Raw genomic sequence first — 17763 nt, 5'->3', positions numbered from 1 at the left:
GGGCGCTCACGCGGCGACCGGCTCCTGGGCGAGCAGCCGCCTGATGTCACGTACGGCGGCACGGCCCGCCCGGTTGGCGCCGATGGTGCTCGCCGACGGGCCGTAGCCGACAAGGTGGATCCGCGGATCGGTGACGGCCCGCGTGCCGTCGACCCGAATACCGCCGCCGGGCTCGCGCAGCTTCATCGGCGCAAGATGGTCGATGGCGGCCCGGAAGCCGGTCGCCCACAGGATGACGTCGGCGTCCACGCGTCGTCCGTCACTCCACTCCACGCCGTCGGGTGTGATCCGGTCGAACATCGGCAGTCGGTCCAGGACCCCGTCCTCGATCCCCTGCCGGACCGCGTCGTTGAGCGGCAGCCCGGTCACCGAGACCACGCTGCTCGGCGCCAGCCCCTGCCGCACCCGCTCCTCGACGAGCGCGACGGCCGCGCGGCCCGCGTCCTCGTCGAAGGGGCCCTCACGGAAGACGGGCGGCCGCCGGGTGACCCAGGAGGTGGCGGCCGCGTACGGAGCGATCTCCAGCAGAAGCTGGGTGCCGGACGCCCCTCCGCCCACCACCAGGACCCGCTGCCCGGCGAACTCCTCGGGCCCGGGGTACTGCGCGGTGTGCAACTGCCGTCCCCGGAAGGTCTCCTGGCCCGCATAGCGCGGCCAGAACGGCCGGTCCCAGGTCCCGGTCGCGTTGATCAGCGCCCGCGTCGCCCAGCTCCCGGCAGACGTCTCGACGAGCAGCCGCCCGCCGGCGCCCTCGTGCACGGCACGCACGTCCACAGGCCGCCGTACGCGCAGGTCGAAGGTGCGCTCGTACGTGGCGAAGTACTCGGCGACGACCTGGGAGGACGGCCGTGCCGGGTCGCCGTCCGTGAGTTCCAGGCCGGGCAGGGAGTGCATCCCGTGCACCTTGCCGTACGTCAGTGAGGGCCACCGGAACTGCCAGGCGCCGCCGGGCCCGGGGGAGTGGTCGAGCACCACGAAGTCGCGGTCCGGCTCGAAGCCGGTGCGCCGCAGGTGATAGGCGCCGGCCAGTCCTGCCTGACCGGCGCCTATGACGACCACATCGACCTCGCGCGTGTTGTTCACGGTTCTACTAACAGTGAGGCGGTCGTGGGTCTTCCCGGGGGCCCGGTATGTCCGCCGGCCCTGTCAGGAGCCGCCGGAGGCGCGGGCCGGCGTGGTCGACGCCGGCAGGTCACCGTTGAACCGCGTGTCCACGAAGGCGCCGAAGTCCACCTTGTGCGGGATCAGCTTCAGCTCGGTGAACGCGTCGGCGATCTCCTGCTCGGAGGCGATGAGCTGCTTGTCGACGGCGACGGAGATCCGCGTCGCGTTGGTGCGCCGCACCGAGGCCAGTGCCACGTCGTAGGGCAGCCCGGTGTCCTTCGCCCAGACCTTCGCCCACTCCTCCTGATGGTCGTGGACCCAGGAGGTCGCCCTCCGCAGCCGCTCCAGGTAGTCCTTGATCGCCGCGGTCTTCTTCTTGTCCTTCAGTGCGCCGGGCGCCGCCACCTGGAAGGTCAGCCCGTTCGTCACCCCCTCGCCGGTCGTCAGGACGCGGCCCTGCTTGGCCTGGAGGATCTGCGAGGTGTACGGGTCCCAGACCGCCCACGCGTCGACGCTGCCGGACGTGAACGCGGCCAGCGCGTCGGCCGGCTGGAGGTACTTGACCTTGATGTCGGCGACGCTCAGCCCGGCCGCCTTCAGGGAGGCGACCAGCTGGTAGTGCGCGGACGAGCCCTGCGCCACGGCGACCGACCTGCCCTTGAGGTCCTCGGGCCTGGTCAGTTTCGAGCTGTTCGGCACCAGGATGGCGTCGCCCTGGGAAGTGCCGTGCCAGGCGGACACGACCGTGATCTTCGAACCGGCGCCGGCCGCGAAGACGGGCGGGGTGTTGCCGACGCCGCCGATGTCGACGGCCTTCGCGTTGACGGCCTCCAACAGTGGTGGACCGGAGGTGAAGGTAGACCATTTGATCTTGTAGTCGAGGTTCTTCAGCTCGTCGGCGGCGCGCAGGATGGCCTCCGAACCGCCCTTCTGGTCACCGACGTTCAGCGTCAGGGAGCCCTGGCCGTCGGTGTCGCCACCCGTGGAGGCGGCAGAGTTCCCGCCGCAGGCGGTGAGCAGCAGGGCGAAGGGGAGGAGCAGTGCGGCGGGGGCGAGGCGTCGTCGCATGGTGGTTCCGTTCTGGCTGGCTGAGGGTGGTGGAGAGGAGGTCAGGCGGCTTCGGCGGCGGTGTCGACGCCCAGACGTTCCAGGAGTCCGGCGCGCAGTGCGGCGAAGCGCGGGTCGGTGATGTCGCGAGGGCGGTCGAGGCCGATCTCCTGCTCGTGCGCGATGACTCCGTCGTCCATGACCAGGACGCGGTCGGCGAGCAGGACCGCCTCCTCGACGTCGTGCGTGACGAGCAGCACGGCACATCCGCGGCGCTGCCACAACTCGCCCACCAGACGCTGGGCCTTGATGCGGGTGAGCGCGTCGAGTGCGCCGAACGGCTCGTCGAGCAGCAGCAGATCGGGCTCACGGACCAAGGCACGGGCCAGCGAGGCGCGTTGGGCCTCGCCGCCGGAGAGGGTCTTGGGCCAGGCGTCGGAACGGTGACTCAGACCGACCTCGGTGAGGGCCTGCTCGGCGACGGCGCGTTCGGGCTTGCCGGGCAGCCCGAGCAGCACGTTGCGCCACACCTTCTTCCACGGCATCAGACGCGGCGCCTGGAAGGCGACGGCCTTGCGGCGCGGCACCAGGACGGTGCCCTCGATGTCCCGGTCGAGGCCGGCGAGGATGCGCAGCAGGGTGGACTTGCCGCAGCCGCTGCGGCCGATCAGGGCGACGAACTCGCCCTTTTTGAGGTCCAGTTGGAGGTCGTCGATGACCGGGCGGCCGTCGAAGGAGCGGGTGAGCCCTTCGACGCGTACCGCCGATCGTGTGTCTATCGGCCGGTGAACGTCGGTCGCCATTGCAGCAGCAGCCTTTCGAGGGTACGGACGACGAAGTCGGCCAGCAGGCCGAGGAAGGCGTAGACGATCAGGCAGACGACGATCACGTCGGTCCGCAGGAAGTCCCGCGCCTGCACCATGAGGAAGCCGATCCCGGAGTCCGCGTTGATCTGTTCCGCGAAGACCAGGGCGAGCCAGGCGATGCCGAGGGAGTAGCGCAGGCCGGTCATGGCCCCGGGCAGCGCTCCCGGCAGGACGACGTGCCGCACGAGCCCCCACCGCGACAGGCCGAGGGACTCCCCGGCCTCGATCAGCTGGGCGTCGACGCCACGGATGCCGGCGTACACGTTGAGATAGAGCGGGAACGTCACACCGAGCGTGATGATGGCGACCTTCGGAGCCTCGCCGATGCCGAACCAGATGATGAACAGCGGGATCAGTCCCACGAAGGGCACGGTCCGCAGCATCTGGACGGGTGCGTCCACCAGGTCCTCGCCGATCCGGAACAGGCCCGAGACGAGGGCGAGTCCGGTACCGACGACAGTGCCCAGCAGCAGTCCGACCGCCACGCGCTGCAACGAGGTGCCCATGGCGGAGCCCAGTGAACCGTCGGCGACCAGGTCCCGGGCGACCTGGGCGATCCGACCCGGCGATGCGAGCACGTCGGCGGTCAACACACCGGTGCTGCTGAGGAGTTGCCACAGCGTGAGCAGCAGGAGCGGACCGGTGGTGCGGCGGAGCCAGCGGGGGACACGGGTGCGGCGGGAGGAGCTGGGGAGGATGGGTTCGAGGTCCGGTTCCGGCGCGGTCGCACCTGGATGCGACATAGGGGAAATATCAGGTTTTGGCGAGCCGGGCGGGGCATGGCTGATGCTCATGAGTGCTCCACGGGAGGTGAGCGTCCGGGGGAGGGGCGCGCGTCTCGGCCCCGCGACGTCACCGGCGGGTCAGAGCACGCGGGCGTGCTGCAGCGCGGGCGAAGGGGGGCCGAGGAACGGCGAGAAGGCAGAAAGAGGCGTCAGCGGCCGCGGCGACACGCGGCGGAAGCCACCCGCAGCAGGTCGATGTGACCGCGCGTGGTGAGAAGGGCTGAACGCAACATGCGGCCGAAAGTAGCCAGATGGCGTGGCCATGGTCAATGGCCGTCTCGCGAAGTGGACCACGGCTGTCAGGGGAGTGGACACCCGTATCAGCGAAGTGGACCGCCCGATCGGAGGGCGAGCGAGTGGTCGCGTGTGAAACGCGGCTCCCGGGTCAGGATGGGAGACATGTCAGACGCTTTCACCACCCGAGTCCTGAACGTGGCCACCGGCTCCACGGAGCGGATCGCCGACCTCACCCGTGACTGTGAGGCCTTCCTCAGGGAGGCGGCCGCCGGTCGCGACGGCCTGCTGAACGTCTTCGTGCCGCACGCCACCGCCGGAATCGCGATCATCGAAACGGGTGCCGGCAGCGACGACGACCTCCTCGCCGCCCTGCACACCCTGCTGCCCGCGGACGACCGCTGGCAGCACCGCCACGGCAGCCCCGGCCACGGCCGCGACCACGTCCTGCCCGCGGTCGTCCCGCCGCACGCGACGCTGCCCGTGCTGAACGGCCGTCTTGAGCTCGGGACATGGCAGTCGGTGTGCCTGGTCGACACCAACCGTGACAACCCGGACCGTCAGGTGCGGTTGAGTTTCCTGGGGTGAGGGACCGTGCTGGGGCGGCCGGGTCACATCCGCCCAGCAAGACGGACACCTTGTGGGTGCCCGCAGCGCAAAACCGCCGGGTCCGCGGTGATGAGAATCACATCACCGCCGCCACCCGAAGCCGCCACCCGAAGCCGACTGCCAGGCAAGTCGATCATTCAGCCAGGGCGTCGGAGGTGTCCTCCTCCACATCCGGCGCCGCCTGGAAGGGATCCCTCATCGGGGGCGGCGATACCGCCGTGGTGTGGAGGTGGGTCGGCTCCGGGTCGGAGAACAGCGGGATCGTAGCGATGAGACGTCTCACTTTCATTGCGGGCATGCCAAGTAGAGCGGTGCCGCCGGTGTGCGCAGGGGCCGTTTAGAGATTAGTCAACTTGTTGTACGGGCTCATGATCCGCGCTTCGAGCGAACCGAAGTCGACGACGACCGCGATTCCCTCCTCAACGGCGGTCACGCGGCCGAGGCCGTACACGTCGTGTGTGACTCGGCTTCCTACGACGAACTGCTTGGACGGGGGTGAGGCCGGGGCCAGGAAGGGGCTGGTCGGCAGATGACGCTTGGGCACGGGTGACTTTGTCATTGTCACCAGTATGCGCCTGCCGGATCGCCACAACCGGCGCGCTGCTGCCACTTGCCATGATCGATCAACAAAATTCTCCGCGTTGAAGATCAGATGGCGTGCCGCGCGGCCTTCTTCAGCCGTGCGCAGGGCCGCTCGACGGCTTGAACGGGTGGATGGATCGGATCGTTTCCGGCGATTGGATGGATAGCAGGAGATATGTCACGTGGCGTTCGTCGGAGCCGTCACGTTCTTCTCGGCGTCACGGGAGGCGGTGTCGCCGGTGGTGGCACGAGATGCCGTGCCCTGCGACGCCGCGCCGGCCCGGTGAGCGTTCAGTCCTTTCCGGTGAGCAGCCGCCGCGGATTGGCGATGCGGAAGGCGTACGCCGCGGCTCCGCCGAGACCGAAGCCGGGATGTTGCGGCGGCTCCGCGTAGGGCCGGTCCGAGCCCTGGACCACCGCGTCCACACCGAGGGCGCGGACGATCGCGTCGACGGCGCGCGGACCGTACGACGACGTCTCCACGAACACACCAGGGTCCACCTCCTCCTGGCTGCCGCCACGGGCGGCGAAGCGTTCGGCGTGCAGCGGGGCGAGCCCGGCCAGCAACGCGAAGCACACCCGCAGGTGCGGATGGCGCGGCCGGCCGAAGGCACGGAAGGCGAACCAGGCGGCGTGCATCTGCTGGACGTAGGGCACCATCGCGGGCCACCAGCCGGGCCCCTCGGACCCGCCGGCCGCGGGCCCGGGGTGGACGAACAGCGGGAGGTCCCGCTCCTCGAGCAGTTCGAGCAGCGGGGCGCACCGCGCGTACCCGGTCGCGTCGGCAAGGGCGTTCGCGGGGAGCTGGAGTCCGGCGAACCCCCGGTCGAGGTCCCTGGCCGTCGCGCTCGGGTCGATGTCCCGTACGCAGGCGGCGGCCCAGCCGCCGAACGGCTCAGGGAGCGCGGCCGTGCCCTCGTGGTAGGCGTCGAGCAGGGGCCGTGCCTTGGCCGAGGGCAGCCACTCCACGCCGATCGGGGCGGACAGCGAGACGAGCACCTTGCCGAGACCGTCGGTGGCGGCGAGTTCCGTACGACGGGCGACGTCGTGGTCGGCGGGAGGGATCTCGTAAGGCGGCTCACCGTCCAGAAAGAGCGTCCAGCCGTCCAGGAACGGCGGTTCGCGGCGGGATCGCAGCGCCGTCACCAGCGACGGGATCCACAGATGCTGGTGTACGTCGACGTTGGTCATGACGCTCCTCCCACCAAGGCGCGAAGTGCGCCCGGACGTCGTCGGACCCCAGGATGTCGTGGCTACCCGCCTCCACGTCCACCCCGGAGGACCGGTCGTCCTCCGGGCGGGGCGCGATCACCCCGACAGCCATCACTCTGCTGCATCTCACGTCCCTCCACACCCATTCTGTGACCCCTTGGTCCAGGATTGGCCCGGTGGCCGCGCTGACACCTGAAATCCGCCCCGCCCCGGCCCCTTCGCGTGCTCGCCCGTCTCGGCGCGGGGGGGCATGGGCCGCGCGTATCCGGTGCGCACGGCGCCGCGCCCGTCCACCGCGTCCTGAACCCGTCGAACGTCCAGGGGCAGGACGGAGCGGCGGGCGCCTAGCCGATGTCCACGACGCGTGCCCAGGCGGGCGGCGAGTCCGGCACGTAGTCGGGATCGTCCTCGTTCCCCGAGCCGCCCGTGTGCTGCCGGGGGAACAGACCCACCACCGTCCGGCACGGTGGCCGGGTGTCCGGCCAGGGCGTCTGTCCGTCGGTCAGGACCACGACGACGTCGGGTCGTGGCCGCGTTCGCAGCGCCCTGGCGAAGCCCGTGCGCAGATCCGTGCCCCCGCCGCCCATCAGCGGTATGCCCTCGCCCCGGCACAGGGGGTGCACGACCCGGGCCGCCGCATCGCACGGCAGCACGGCGACCAGGTCGCGACGGCCGCCCACGGCACGGGAGATCGCGGCGACCTCGAGGACCGCGCTGCCCAGTTCGGCGTCACTGACCGACCCGGACGTGTCGATGATCACGCAGACGCGGGGCGGCCTGCGCCGCAGACTCGGCAGGACGACGCCGGGCACGCCGACCGAGCGCCGAGACGGCCGGCCGTAGGTGTAGTCCTCGCCCGCACCCGGGCCGGAGGCCGCGGAGCGGACCGCCGCTCCCAGCAGCTCCCGCCACGGCTGCGGCGGATGGAACGCCTCCTCCGCCCACCGCTGCCACCCCTTGGAGGCGCTTCCGGGCCGGCCGGTGATGCCCTGCGCCACCCGGAACCGGACCGCGTCCCGTTCCTGCTCGCTCAGACCGTGCGCGCCGTCCGGCCCCAGGTCCCACTCCCGTTCCCGTCCGTCGGCGCCACTGCCGCAGTCCAGCCAGGAAAGGTCCTGGGTGAGCGGCCCGAGCCGGAACTGACGCAGGTAGTCCTCCATGAGCTGTCCCACGGGCAGGTGCAAGGACGCGGGCACGACAGCGCCTTCGGGAAGTACCAGCCCGTCCCCGAAGACGTCGTCGTTGATCTCGCAGTCGGCGGCGATGTTCATCCGCAGCCGTTCTCCCGGGCCGGTCAGCCCACGTTCCCGCGCGACCCGGTCGCTGCGCCCGTGATGGTCGCGCAGCAGGTGCGACACCTCGTGCACCCACACGCCGGCCAGTTCCTCCACCGGGGTCCGGTCCACGAACGCGGGCGAGACATAGCACCGCCAGTGCCGGTCGACGGCCATGGTCGGCACCCGCCGCGACGCGACGGTGTGCAGGGCGAACAGGGCCGTCGCCAGGTAGGGCCGAGCCCGGGCGGCGTGCAGTCGGGCGGCGAACAGCTTGTGGAGGTCCAGCGCAGCCGGTGCCTCGGTACTCATCGTCCGGACCCTGTGACGACCGAGCCCTTGGCCGCCGCTCGATCGGCAGCGCGATCCGCCGCACGGTCCGCCCGCCGGGACAGGGACACCACTCCGGCGAGCCGCTCGATCGAGGCCGGAACGTCCCAGTCCTCCTGACGCAGCGAGGCGAGGGTGGTCGCGGGGACGACCACCAGGTCCGGGGCTCCGGTCTCCACCGCCCGGACCAGGAGCGCCCAGGCCGCGTCCCAGCGGGCCCTGTCCGGGCGCCGGCGCACCGCGTCCACCACACCGTCCAGTACGGCCTGGCGAAGATCGCCCCGCTCGGGCAGTACCGCACCCGCCGGATCGGCGAGCACCGCCTCGGGGTCGGGGAGGTCCATCCGGTCCAGGCTCGCCAGCAGCTCAAGCCCCGGACCGTCCCCCACGGTGCCCCTGACCAGCAGGGAGAGCACTTCCCGGGAGGAGCCGGCGGCGGTCGCGAAGGCGACCAGGCACAGCGTCATCTCCCAGCTCCGGGGTGACGGCCAGGCGCCGCCCCGGCGCGTCTCACTGCTGGGCAGCTGGTGCACGAGCTTGGGGCGGGCGGTGAGCAGCCCGCACACCGCCCGCCGGGCGAAGTCCACGGCCTGCGGCAGCTTCGCCGGGTCGAGCCGCGGCAGGGTCGCCCGGGGCCAGGTCCCGCCGAGGCCGCGTACGACGACCTCATGGTCGTGGGTCCACTGCAGATGGACGAAGCGGTTGGCGAGCGGCGGGCTCAGCTCCCAGGACGAGCCGGAGCAGCGCGGCCTGCACGGCCGGCGGTGCGGTGGAGAGCTCGTCGAGGAACAGCAGCCCCCGGCCGGCCCGCACCAGTCGCACCGCCCAGTCCGGCGGGGCCATCGGCACACCCTGTTCCGCGGGGTCGTCCCCGACGACGGGCAGCCCCGAGAAGTCGGACGGCTCGTGCACGCTGGCGATCACCGTGGTCAGCGGAAGGTCCAGGGCCTCGGCGAGCCGGGTCAGCGCCGCGGTCTTGCCGATGCCCGGCTCGCCCCACAGCAGGACGGGCAGGTCGGCGGCCACGGCCAGGGTCAGGGCCTCCAGTTGGACGTCGGGCCGCGGTTCGGTGGTGGTGTCGCGCAGCAGGCTCAACAAGTCGCCCGCGACGTCGAGTTGGGAGTCGTGAACAGGGGCGGAGGGGACAGCGGACAGGGTGCATGTGGGCATGTGTGATCACCTTTTGGCCAGTGGGTGGGGGAGATCCCCCAGGGCATTGAGTGGTGGTGAGGGGACCTGTGGTCCCCGAGGTCAGCGACCGGTCGTGTGGCGCGGATGCGAGCGGTGGTGACGAGGACGGGGCAGTCCCGGGCGGACGCGGTCCGGTCCGGGTCCGACCAGGCCGGCCCTGAACAGCCCGTAGGTGATCCGCCGCTCCGCGGCGGCCTCGAGTTCGTCCCGCAGGGCGCCGTCGCGCAGCGCCGCGTCGGGGCCCAGCAGCCCCTCGACGACGGCCAGCGCACCGGCGATGTCGCCGTGGTCCAGGCGTTCGCGCACGCCGGTGAGGCAGTCCGGACGTCGGTGTGCCTCGTCGATCGCCCGCAGACAGGGAAGCGGCGAGCCGGTCAGCGCGACCAGCAGCTCTTCCCGGCGGATCTCGTCGGGGTCGTGGTCCAGCGGGGCCAGCACCCCGTCGACCAGGCCGATCCGGTGCCGGGCGCCCCGGCACTCCACGAGACGCGGGTGCCCCGCCCGGTCCGAGGCCCGGGACGGCCCGGGCGGCGACCAGTCCGGTACGAGTGCAGAGGCGACCAGCGGATGCAGCCGCTCGGCCTCGATCGCACCGCTGCGGATCAGCTCCAGGTCTGGCGGCACCCAGGTCGCCGCGTCGGGCAGCAGCGGCAGAGCGGAGGTGTCCCCGCCGCTCGGCGCCGCGATCCGGACGGTCGGCGGCCCGACGTCGTCCATCCCTTCCAGGACCAGCCGATGCCGCCTCCCGAGCCGCACGACGACGGCACCGGAGGACCGCTCCTCGGCGTCCAGCAGGATCCCCGCCTCGGCCGCCCACCGGTCCACGGCCCAGCGACGCCCGTGCGGCGCCGTCCGGGGCAGATCCGGGACGGGCAGAGGCCGACCGCCGTCTGCAGGCCCGTCGGCCCCGGACCTGGTCCGCAGCTCATCGGTCCTGCGTACGTCCCACAGATGGCGGTGCAGGTCCAGGCGGAAGCGCCGACTGGGCCAGGGATGCGGATGGCGGTCGGTGCCGCCCTGCGCGGGGGAGCCGTCCCACAGCGCGAGGCTGATCCGCTGACCGGCGTCCGCCCAGGCGGGCGGCGTACGGACCACGAGATGCACCGGGCCGGCACGCCCGGCGGCCTCGTACCGGGCCAGCGAGACGGTCAGTCCCGGACGCAGCAGCCCGTCGGGAGCGATCCTCGGCAGGTGCCAGCGCAGCAGGTCCGGGGCCAGATGGCGGAGATCGGCGCGGATCCGGGCCGCGAGCTCCCGGCCATGGGTACGCGCCACGGAACGCAACTGGAGATCGACATCGACGCCCGCGGCGGCACACGCCCCCGCCCAGTCGCCAACGTGCCGACGGGCGGTCGCGGTCTCGATCATGGAGGGCGGCACGGCGAACTCTCGCACGCGCGGCCAGAAGGAAAGGCGGGAATCCTCGTGCGCGGTTCTGGTGAGCATCAGCACTCACCTTGCGCGGACGGGGCCCCCAATCTGCCAACAGAATGAGTCGTCATCGTCGCGGAGCATAGCGTCCCTCACTCCGGTCTGTCAGCAGTGATTCAACTTCCCGGTCGGTGGACAAGTCCGTGCGCGGGCGCGGTGGTTAGCCTTGGCTGTGATCGGTTTCCCCCCTCCCGTCCTCGTCCCCATGTCCCTCCTCATCCCCGGCACGGGTTCATGATGAGTGTCGTCGACTCCTTCCCGCTCGGCGCCGCGACCACCCTGGCCGGACTCGCCGAGGACCCGCACCCGCGACTGGCGCTGCTGCGGGCGCACGAGCCCGTGTCCTGGCTGCCCGAGCTGGACGGATGGCTGGTGACCCGGCGCGATCTCGCTATGGGCGTGATGCGGGACGCCGCGACCTTCACCGTCGACGACCCCCGGTTCTCCACCGCCCAGGTCGTCGGGCCGAGCATGCTGTCCCTGGACGGTGCCGACCACGCCCGTCACCGTGACCCCTTCGCCGCTCCGTTCCGCCCCCGAGAGGCGCACGACGGTTTCGCCTCGTACATCGAGCAGGAGACCGACCGGCTCATCACCGCACTGGAACCGGCCGGCGCCGCCGAACTGCGAACCGCGTTCGCCGGTCCGCTCGCGGCCGCCGTCGTGACCGAGGCACTCGGGCTGGCCGGCACCACCGCGGCCACGGTGCTCTCCTGGTACGACTCCATCGTGCGGTCGGTCTCCGACATCACCGCCGGACTCGACGCCGGACCCGCCGGCGCGGTGGCGTACGCGCAGCTGAAGGCCGCCGTTGAAGCCACCGTCTCCGACCGGGACGCCGCCTCTCTCCTCGGCTCCGCGGCCGCGCGGCTGGGGCTGCCCGAGGTGGCGTCCAACGCCGCCGTCCTGATGTTCGGGGGCATCGAGACCACCGAGGCGATGATCACCAACGCGCTGCTGCACCTGCTGCGCCATCCCGGCCAACTCGCCCTCGTCCGGGCCGATGCGGGCCTGCTGGACGGCGCGACCGAGGAATCGCTGCGCCTCGAACCGGGCGCCGCGGTCGTGGACCGCTACGCCACCCGCGACACCGTGCTCGGCCCGGCCACGATCCGCCGCGGTGACCTGGTCACCGTCTCCCTGACGGGCGCGGGCCGGGACCCGGCCGTCTTCCCCGACCCCGACCGGTTCGACGTCCGCCGCGCGAACGCCCGCCTCCACCTGGCCTTCGCACACGGCCCCCACCGCTGCCTCGCCGCGCACCTCGCCCGCCTGGAGACCCGCATCGCCCTGCGGAGCCTGCTCGAACGCCTTCCCGCCCTGCGCCTCGACCCGGACCGCCCGACCGCGCCGTACGGCCTGGTCTTCCGCAAGCCCCCCGCCCTGCACGTGCTGTGGGACAGGGCTGCCTGACAGGAGCATCTCGTGACGTACGACCTCACCGCCATCCGCTCCCAGTTCCCCGCCCTGGCGGCCGGCACCGCTCACTTCGACGGCCCAGGCGGCACCCAGACGCCCCGACCGGTCATCGACGCCATCGCCGACGCGTTGGCGCACCCCTTGTCGAACCGGGGGCACACGGTGCCGGGGGAGCGCAACGCCGAGAGCATCGTCGTCGAGGCCCGCCGGGCCATGGCCGACCTGCTGGGGGCGCAGCCGTCGGGGATCGTCTTCGGCCGCAGCGCCACCCAGCTCGCCTACGACTTCTCCCGCACCCTCGCCAAGACGTGGTCCCCCGGAGACGAAGTCGTCGTCACCCGCCTCGACCACGACGCCAACATCCGTCCCTGGGTCCAAGCCGCCGACCGGGCCGGTGCCACCGTGCGCTGGGCCGACTTCGACCCCGCCACCGGGGAGTTGACCGTCGACGACATCCGCGCCGTGCTGTCCGAACGCACCCGGCTGGTCGCCGTCACCGCCGCGTCCAACCTGATCGGCACCCGGCCCGCGATCGACGAGATCTCCCGACTGGCGCACGACGCAGGGGCGTTCACCTACGTCGACGGCGTCCATCACACGGCCCACGCGTCGGTCGACGTGGAGCGGCTCGGCGCGGACTTCTTCGTCTGCTCCCCGTACAAGTTCCTCGGCCCCCACCACGGTGTCCTCGCCGCCCGCCCGGAACTGCTGGAGACGCTGCGGCCGGACAAGCTCCAGCCCTCCACCGACGCCGTCCCGGAGCGCTTCGAACTGGGCACCCTGCCCTACGAGTTCCTCGCGGGCACCACCGCGGCGGTCGACTTCCTCGCCGGCCTGGACACGGGTGCCGCCGGCACCCGACGGCAGCGCCTGATCGCGGCGTACTCGGCGCTCGAAGCGCACGAGGACAGCCTGCGTACGCAACTGGACAAGGGGCTGTCCTCGCTCGAAGGCGTCACGATCCACTCCAGGGCGGCGGACCGCACCCCCACCCTGTTGCTGACGTTCGAGAAGCACGGCACGGTGGACGCGTACCGCTTCCTCGCGGAGCGCGGCGTCCACGCGCCGTCGGGATCCTTCTACGCCGTAGAGGCCTCGCGCCGACTGGGCCTCGGCGACACCGGCGGCCTCCGCCTGGGCCTCGCGCCCTACACCGGCACGGAGGACGTCGACCGGCTCCTGACCGGGTTGTCCGAGTTCCTGACATCCCGCTGAGCCGCTGAAAGGAGAGCAGGTCATGAGCACATTCCCCACCGCCCGGGCCGTCCGGACCACGCCGGAAGGCCTCCTGTGGGAGCCCAGCGCACGCTGGGTCCGCGGCCGCAAGGGCGAGGTGACGGTCGTCGACAGCCGGCACCCCGTCCTCGTCTGGGAACCCGACGTCCCCGTCCCGCTGTACGCCTTCCCCCGCGAAGAGGTCCGCGAGGACCTGCTCCGCCCCGCGAAGAACCCCCCGACGGGAACGCACACCGGCTCGCGGATCTTCTACGACCTCGAAGCCGACGGTAAGACCGTGGAGAACGCGGCCTGGAGCTTCCCCGCCGCCGACCTCGCCGACCACATCGCCTTCGAGTGGTTCCGGCGCGTCGGCCGGGGCCTCGACCACTGGTACGAGGAAGAGGAGGAGATCTTCATCCACCCCCGCGACCCGCACAAACGGGTGGACGCGATCCCCAGCAGCCGGCATGTCGTGGTCGAGATCGACGGCACTGTCGTCGCGGACACCCGCCGCCCGGTCCTGCTCTTCGAGACCGGTCTGCCCACGCGGTACTACATCCCGCGCGAGGACGTCCGCCTCGACCTGCTCGAGCCCACCGACCACAGCACCGGCTGCCCCTACAAGGGCACCGCCGGGTACTGGTCGTGGCGGGCCGGCGCCGACGTGCCGCCGAACCTCGTCTGGAGCTACCCGGACCCGCTGCCCGCCGTGGGCGCCGTCAGGGACCTCCTCGCCTTCTTCAACGAGGCGGTCGACATCACCGTCGACGGCGAACGTCAGGAGCGCCCGCTGACCCCGTTCACCAGGATGCTCTCGGCACCGTCACCGGAGTGACCGGCGCACAGTATCCCGAAACCGACACCCCCACGTGACCTGGCTCTCATGGCAGGGCGGGGCCATTGCCGCGAGCATGGTGAGTCTCACCGGCAGTTCGAAGGGATCCGGGATGCTCCGCAAGGTACTGGTCGCCAACCGAGGCGAGATCGCGATTCGCGCCTTCCGCGCCGGCTATGAGCTGGGTGCGAGGACCGTCGCCGTCTTCCCGCACGAGGACCGCAACTCGCTGCACCGGATGAAGGCCGACGAGGCCTACGAGATCGGCGAGCCGGGGCACCCGGTACGGGCCTACCTCTCCGTCGAGGAGATCATCCGCGCGGCCCGGCTGGCCGGTGCCGACGCCGTCTACCCGGGCTACGGGTTCCTGTCCGAGAACCCGGAACTGGCGCGGGCCTGCGAGGAGGCGGGCATCACCTTCGTGGGGCCGAGCGCGCAGATCCTGGAGCTGACGGGCAACAAGGCCCGTGCGGTGGCCGCCGCCCGCGCGGCCGGCGTACCGGTGCTGGGCTCCTCGGAGCCCTCCGCCGACGTGGACGAACTGGTACGGGCCGCCGAGGACATCGGCTTCCCCCTGTTCGTGAAGGCGGTCGCGGGCGGCGGCGGGCGCGGCATGCGCCGCGTCCAGGAACCCGCCCAGCTGCGCGAGTCCATCGAGGCGGCGGCGCGCGAGGCGGCGTCCGCGTTCGGCGACGCCACCGTCTTCCTGGAGAAGGCCGTCGTCGAACCCCGTCACATCGAGGTGCAGATCCTCGCCGACGGGCAGGGCAACGTCATCCACCTCTTCGAGCGCGACTGTTCCGTGCAGCGCCGCCACCAGAAGGTCATCGAGCTGGCGCCCGCGCCCAACCTCGACCCGGCGCTGCGCGAGCAGATCTGCGCCGACGCGGTGCGGTTCGCCCGCGAGATCGGCTACCGCAACGCGGGCACCGTGGAGTTCCTGCTCGACCGCGACGGCAACCACGTCTTCATCGAGATGAACCCGCGCATCCAGGTCGAGCACACGGTGACCGAGGAGGTCACCGACGTCGACCTGGTCCAGGCGCAGCTGCGCATCGCCGCCGGCGAGACCCTCGCCGACCTCGGCCTCTCCCAGGAGACCGTCACCCTGCGCGGCGCCGCCCTGCAGTGCCGTATCACCACCGAGGACCCCGCCAACGGCTTCCGCCCGGACACCGGCCGGATCAGCGCCTACCGCTCGCCCGGCGGCTCGGGCATCCGCCTGGACGGCGGCACCACCCACGCCGGTACGGAGATCAGCGCGCACTTCGACTCCATGCTGGTCAAGCTCACCTGCCGAGGCCGGGACTTCACGACCGCGGTCCGGCGGGCCCGACGTGCCGTGGCCGAGTTCCGCATCCGCGGGGTCGCCACGAACATCCCGTTCCTGCAGGCGGTCCTCGACGACCCGGACTTCCAGGCGGGCCACGTCACCACGTCGTTCATCGAGCAGCGGCCGCATCTGCTCACCGCACGCCACTCCGCCGACCGCGGCACCAAGCTGCTCACCTACCTCGCCGACGTGACGGTGAACAAGCCGCACGGCGAGCGGCCCGACCTGATCGACCCCACCACCAAGCTGCCGCGGCTCGCCGACTCCGAGCCGCCCGCCGGCTCCAAGCAGCAGCTCACCGAGCTCGGCCCCGAGGGGTTCGCCCGCCGGCTGCGCGAGTCGGCGACCATCGGCGTCACCGACACCACCTTCCGCGACGCCCACCAGTCACTGCTCGCGACCCGGGTCCGCACCAAGGACCTGCTCGCCGTCGCCCCGGTCGTGGCCCGCACCCTGCCCGAGCTGCTGTCCCTGGAGTGCTGGGGCGGCGCCACCTACGACGTCGCGCTGCGCTTCCTCGCCGAGGACCCCTGGGAGCGCCTGGCCGCCCTGCGCGAGGCCGTGCCGAACATCTGCCTGCAGATGCTGCTGCGCGGCCGCAACACCGTGGGCTACACGCCGTACCCGACCGAGGTGACCGACGCCTTCGTACAGGAGGCCGCGGCGACGGGCATCGACATCTTCCGCATCTTCGACGCGCTCAACGACGTAAGCCAGATGAGGCCCGCGATCGACGCCGTACGGGCGACCGGGACCGCCGTCGCCGAGGTCGCCCTGTGCTACACCAGCGACCTGTCCGACCCGAACGAGCGGCTGTACACCCTCGACTACTACCTCCGCCTGGCCGAGCAGATCGTGGCCGCGGGCGCCCACGTCATCGCCGTCAAGGACATGGCCGGCCTGCTGCGCGCACCGGCCGCCGCGAAGCTGGTCTCGGCCCTGCGCCGCGAGTTCGACCTGCCGGTCCACCTGCACACCCACGACACGGCGGGCGGCCAGCTCGCCACCTACCTCGCCGCGATCCAGGCCGGCGCGGACGCGGTGGACGGGGCGGTCGCGTCCATGGCCGGCACCACCTCGCAGCCGTCCCTGTCGGCGATCGTCGCGGCGACCGACTACTCCGAACGGCCGACCGGCCTGGACCTGCGGGCCGTCGGCGACCTGGAGCCGTACTGGGAGAGCGTCCGCAAGATCTACGCCCCGTTCGAGGCGGGCCTGGCCTCGCCGACCGGACGCGTCTACGACCACGAGATCCCCGGCGGGCAGCTGTCCAACCTGCGCACCCAGGCCGTCGCGCTGGGCCTCGGCGACCGGTTCGAGGACATCGAGGCGATGTACGCCGCCGCCGACCGCATCCTCGGCCACCTGGTGAAGGTCACCCCGTCGTCCAAGGTGGTCGGCGACCTCGCCCTGCACCTGGTCGGCGCCGGGGTGACGCCCGCCGAGTTCGAGGAGACGCCGGACCGGTTCGACATCCCCGACTCGGTCATCGGCTTCCTGCGCGGCGAGCTCGGCACCCCGCCCGGCGGCTGGCCGGAACCGTTCCGCACCCGGGCGCTCCAGGGCCGCGCCGAGGCCAAGCCCGTGCAGGCGCTGACGCCCGAGGACCGTACGGGACTGGAGAAGGAACGGCGTGCGACGCTCAACCGGCTGCTGTTCCCCGGGCCGACCCGCGAGTTCGAGGCGCACCGCCAGAGCTTCGGCGACACCAGCGTGCTGGACAGCAAGGACTTCTTCTACGGCATCAGGCCCGGCAAGGAGTACGCCGTCGACCTGGAGACCGGCGTGCGGCTCCTCATCGAGCTGGAAGCCGTGGGCGAGGCCGACGAGCGCGGTATGCGAACCGTGATGTCCGCGCTCAACGGCCAGCTCCGGCCGATCCAGGTCCGCGACACCGCCGCGTCCTCCGACGTGCCCGTGACCGAGAAGGCCGACCGTTCCAACCAGGGCCACGTCCCCGCGCCGTTCGCCGGGGTGGTGACGCTCGCGGTCGCCGAGGGCGACGAGGTGGCGGCCGGTGCCACGGTGGCCACGATCGAGGCGATGAAGATGGAGGCCACGATCACCGCCACGAAGGCCGGACGGGTGTCCCGGCTGGCCATCAACAAGATCCAGCAGGTGGAGGGTGGCGATCTGCTGGTGGAGATCGCCTGACCACGGGAGCAGCCACCGTGGGCCCCGCGTGTGATTGCGGCCCTGTCCGACCCGCCCGACCTGTCCGACCCGCCCGACCTGTCCGACCCGCCCGACCCGCCCGACCCGCCCGAGTCCGGACGGGTCGGGCGGGTCGGCT

General features: G+C 72.0%; 14 protein-coding genes and 1 pseudogene. 5 read left to right on the top strand and 10 right to left on the bottom strand.

Translation table 11 applies throughout. The features are described 5' to 3' along the window. Positions 1 to 6 precede the first annotated feature (6 nt). From KUM49_RS40455 to KUM49_RS50950, 5 genes are all read right to left on the bottom strand, one after another. The gene (locus tag KUM49_RS40455; protein ID WP_217241930.1) at positions 7 to 1083 is read right to left on the bottom strand and encodes an NAD(P)-binding domain-containing protein; all 1077 of its coding nucleotides are present in this window, start codon (positions 1081 to 1083) and stop codon (positions 7 to 9) included. A 63-nt stretch (positions 1084 to 1146) separates the two neighbouring features. Continuing rightward, entirely contained in the window at positions 1147 to 2172 is a 1026-nt protein-coding gene (locus KUM49_RS40450; RefSeq protein ID WP_217241929.1) for an ABC transporter substrate-binding protein, read from the bottom strand. A 41-nt stretch (positions 2173 to 2213) separates the two neighbouring features. Further along, positions 2214 to 2954, bottom strand: a complete 741-nt coding sequence (locus tag KUM49_RS40445; protein WP_217241928.1) for an ABC transporter ATP-binding protein — start codon at positions 2952 to 2954, stop codon at positions 2214 to 2216. Continuing rightward, on the bottom strand, positions 2927 to 3811 hold the full coding sequence (locus KUM49_RS40440) for an ABC transporter permease (RefSeq protein ID WP_217241927.1): 885 nt from the start codon (positions 3809 to 3811) through the stop codon (positions 2927 to 2929). Before KUM49_RS40440 ends, KUM49_RS40445 begins: the two co-directional genes overlap by 28 nt. A 140-nt stretch (positions 3812 to 3951) precedes the next feature. After that, complete coding sequence (locus KUM49_RS50950; RefSeq protein WP_313884353.1) at positions 3952 to 4035, bottom strand: putative leader peptide; 84 nt, start codon at positions 4033 to 4035, stop codon at positions 3952 to 3954. A 166-nt stretch (positions 4036 to 4201) separates the two neighbouring features. Here KUM49_RS50950 and KUM49_RS40435 point away from each other — a divergent pair, with 166 nt between their 5' ends. Further along, complete coding sequence (locus KUM49_RS40435; RefSeq protein ID WP_217241926.1) at positions 4202 to 4624, top strand: secondary thiamine-phosphate synthase enzyme YjbQ; 423 nt, start codon at positions 4202 to 4204, stop codon at positions 4622 to 4624. Positions 4625 to 4982: 358 nt separating this feature from the next. Here KUM49_RS40435 and KUM49_RS40430 read toward each other — a convergent pair whose 3' ends face one another. From KUM49_RS40430 to KUM49_RS40410, 5 genes and pseudogenes are all read right to left on the bottom strand, one after another. Continuing rightward, the gene (locus KUM49_RS40430) at positions 4983 to 5204 is read right to left on the bottom strand and encodes a hypothetical protein (RefSeq protein WP_217241925.1); all 222 of its coding nucleotides are present in this window, start codon (positions 5202 to 5204) and stop codon (positions 4983 to 4985) included. A gap of 314 nt (positions 5205 to 5518) precedes the next feature. After that, entirely contained in the window at positions 5519 to 6418 is a 900-nt protein-coding gene (locus tag KUM49_RS40425; RefSeq protein WP_217241924.1) for an amidohydrolase family protein, read from the bottom strand. Between the two features lie 365 nt (positions 6419 to 6783). Then, a complete protein-coding gene (locus KUM49_RS40420; protein WP_217241923.1) occupies positions 6784 to 8025 on the bottom strand; it encodes a VWA-like domain-containing protein in 1242 nt (413 codons plus the stop codon). Then, positions 8022 to 9213: pseudogene (locus tag KUM49_RS40415) on the bottom strand (AAA family ATPase). Before KUM49_RS40415 ends, KUM49_RS40420 begins: the two are co-directional and overlap by 4 nt. Positions 9214 to 9294: 81 nt before the next feature. Beyond that, positions 9295 to 10680 (bottom strand): hypothetical protein, encoded by a 1386-nt coding sequence (locus KUM49_RS40410; protein ID WP_217241922.1) that lies wholly within the window; start codon positions 10678 to 10680, stop codon positions 9295 to 9297. Between the two features lie 222 nt (positions 10681 to 10902). Between KUM49_RS40410 and KUM49_RS40405 the strand changes: the two genes are divergently transcribed. From KUM49_RS40405 to KUM49_RS40390, 4 genes are all read left to right on the top strand, one after another. Next, the gene (locus KUM49_RS40405) at positions 10903 to 12078 is read left to right on the top strand and encodes a cytochrome P450 (RefSeq protein ID WP_217241921.1); all 1176 of its coding nucleotides are present in this window, start codon (positions 10903 to 10905) and stop codon (positions 12076 to 12078) included. A 12-nt stretch (positions 12079 to 12090) separates the two neighbouring features. Next, entirely contained in the window at positions 12091 to 13299 is a 1209-nt protein-coding gene (locus tag KUM49_RS40400) for a cysteine desulfurase-like protein (RefSeq protein ID WP_217241920.1), read from the top strand. A gap of 22 nt (positions 13300 to 13321) precedes the next feature. Then, on the top strand, positions 13322 to 14137 hold the full coding sequence (locus tag KUM49_RS40395; protein ID WP_217241919.1) for a DUF427 domain-containing protein: 816 nt from the start codon (positions 13322 to 13324) through the stop codon (positions 14135 to 14137). A gap of 112 nt (positions 14138 to 14249) precedes the next feature. Continuing rightward, complete coding sequence (locus KUM49_RS40390; protein ID WP_217241918.1) at positions 14250 to 17624, top strand: pyruvate carboxylase; 3375 nt, start codon at positions 14250 to 14252, stop codon at positions 17622 to 17624. The last annotated feature ends 139 nt before the right edge of the window (positions 17625 to 17763 follow it).

It is taken from the genome of Streptomyces sp. AC555_RSS877 (genome assembly GCF_019049245.1).
GTDB lineage: Bacteria > Actinomycetota > Actinomycetes > Streptomycetales > Streptomycetaceae > Streptomyces.
Note: the sequence above shows the minus strand (reverse complement) of the source record. Positions and strands in the feature narration are given on the sequence as shown.

Coding starts and splice junctions, on each gene's coding strand:
- KUM49_RS40425 (WP_217241924.1), bottom strand. CDS start 6,418: ATGACCAACGTCGACGTACACCAGCATCTGTGGATCCCGTCGCTGGTG.
- KUM49_RS40450 (WP_217241929.1), bottom strand. CDS start 2,172: ATGCGACGACGCCTCGCCCCCGCCGCACTGCTCCTCCCCTTCGCCCTG.
- KUM49_RS50950 (WP_313884353.1), bottom strand. CDS start 4,035: ATGTTGCGTTCAGCCCTTCTCACCACGCGCGGTCACATCGACCTGCTG.
- KUM49_RS40435 (WP_217241926.1), top strand. CDS start 4,202: ATGTCAGACGCTTTCACCACCCGAGTCCTGAACGTGGCCACCGGCTCC.
- KUM49_RS40440 (WP_217241927.1), bottom strand. CDS start 3,811: ATGAGCATCAGCCATGCCCCGCCCGGCTCGCCAAAACCTGATATTTCC.
- KUM49_RS40390 (WP_217241918.1), top strand. CDS start 14,250: ATGCTCCGCAAGGTACTGGTCGCCAACCGAGGCGAGATCGCGATTCGC.
- KUM49_RS40445 (WP_217241928.1), bottom strand. CDS start 2,954: ATGGCGACCGACGTTCACCGGCCGATAGACACACGATCGGCGGTACGC.
- KUM49_RS40410 (WP_217241922.1), bottom strand. CDS start 10,680: ATGCTCACCAGAACCGCGCACGAGGATTCCCGCCTTTCCTTCTGGCCG.
- KUM49_RS40405 (WP_217241921.1), top strand. CDS start 10,903: ATGAGTGTCGTCGACTCCTTCCCGCTCGGCGCCGCGACCACCCTGGCC.
- KUM49_RS40420 (WP_217241923.1), bottom strand. CDS start 8,025: ATGAGTACCGAGGCACCGGCTGCGCTGGACCTCCACAAGCTGTTCGCC.
- KUM49_RS40395 (WP_217241919.1), top strand. CDS start 13,322: ATGAGCACATTCCCCACCGCCCGGGCCGTCCGGACCACGCCGGAAGGC.
- KUM49_RS40430 (WP_217241925.1), bottom strand. CDS start 5,204: ATGACAAAGTCACCCGTGCCCAAGCGTCATCTGCCGACCAGCCCCTTC.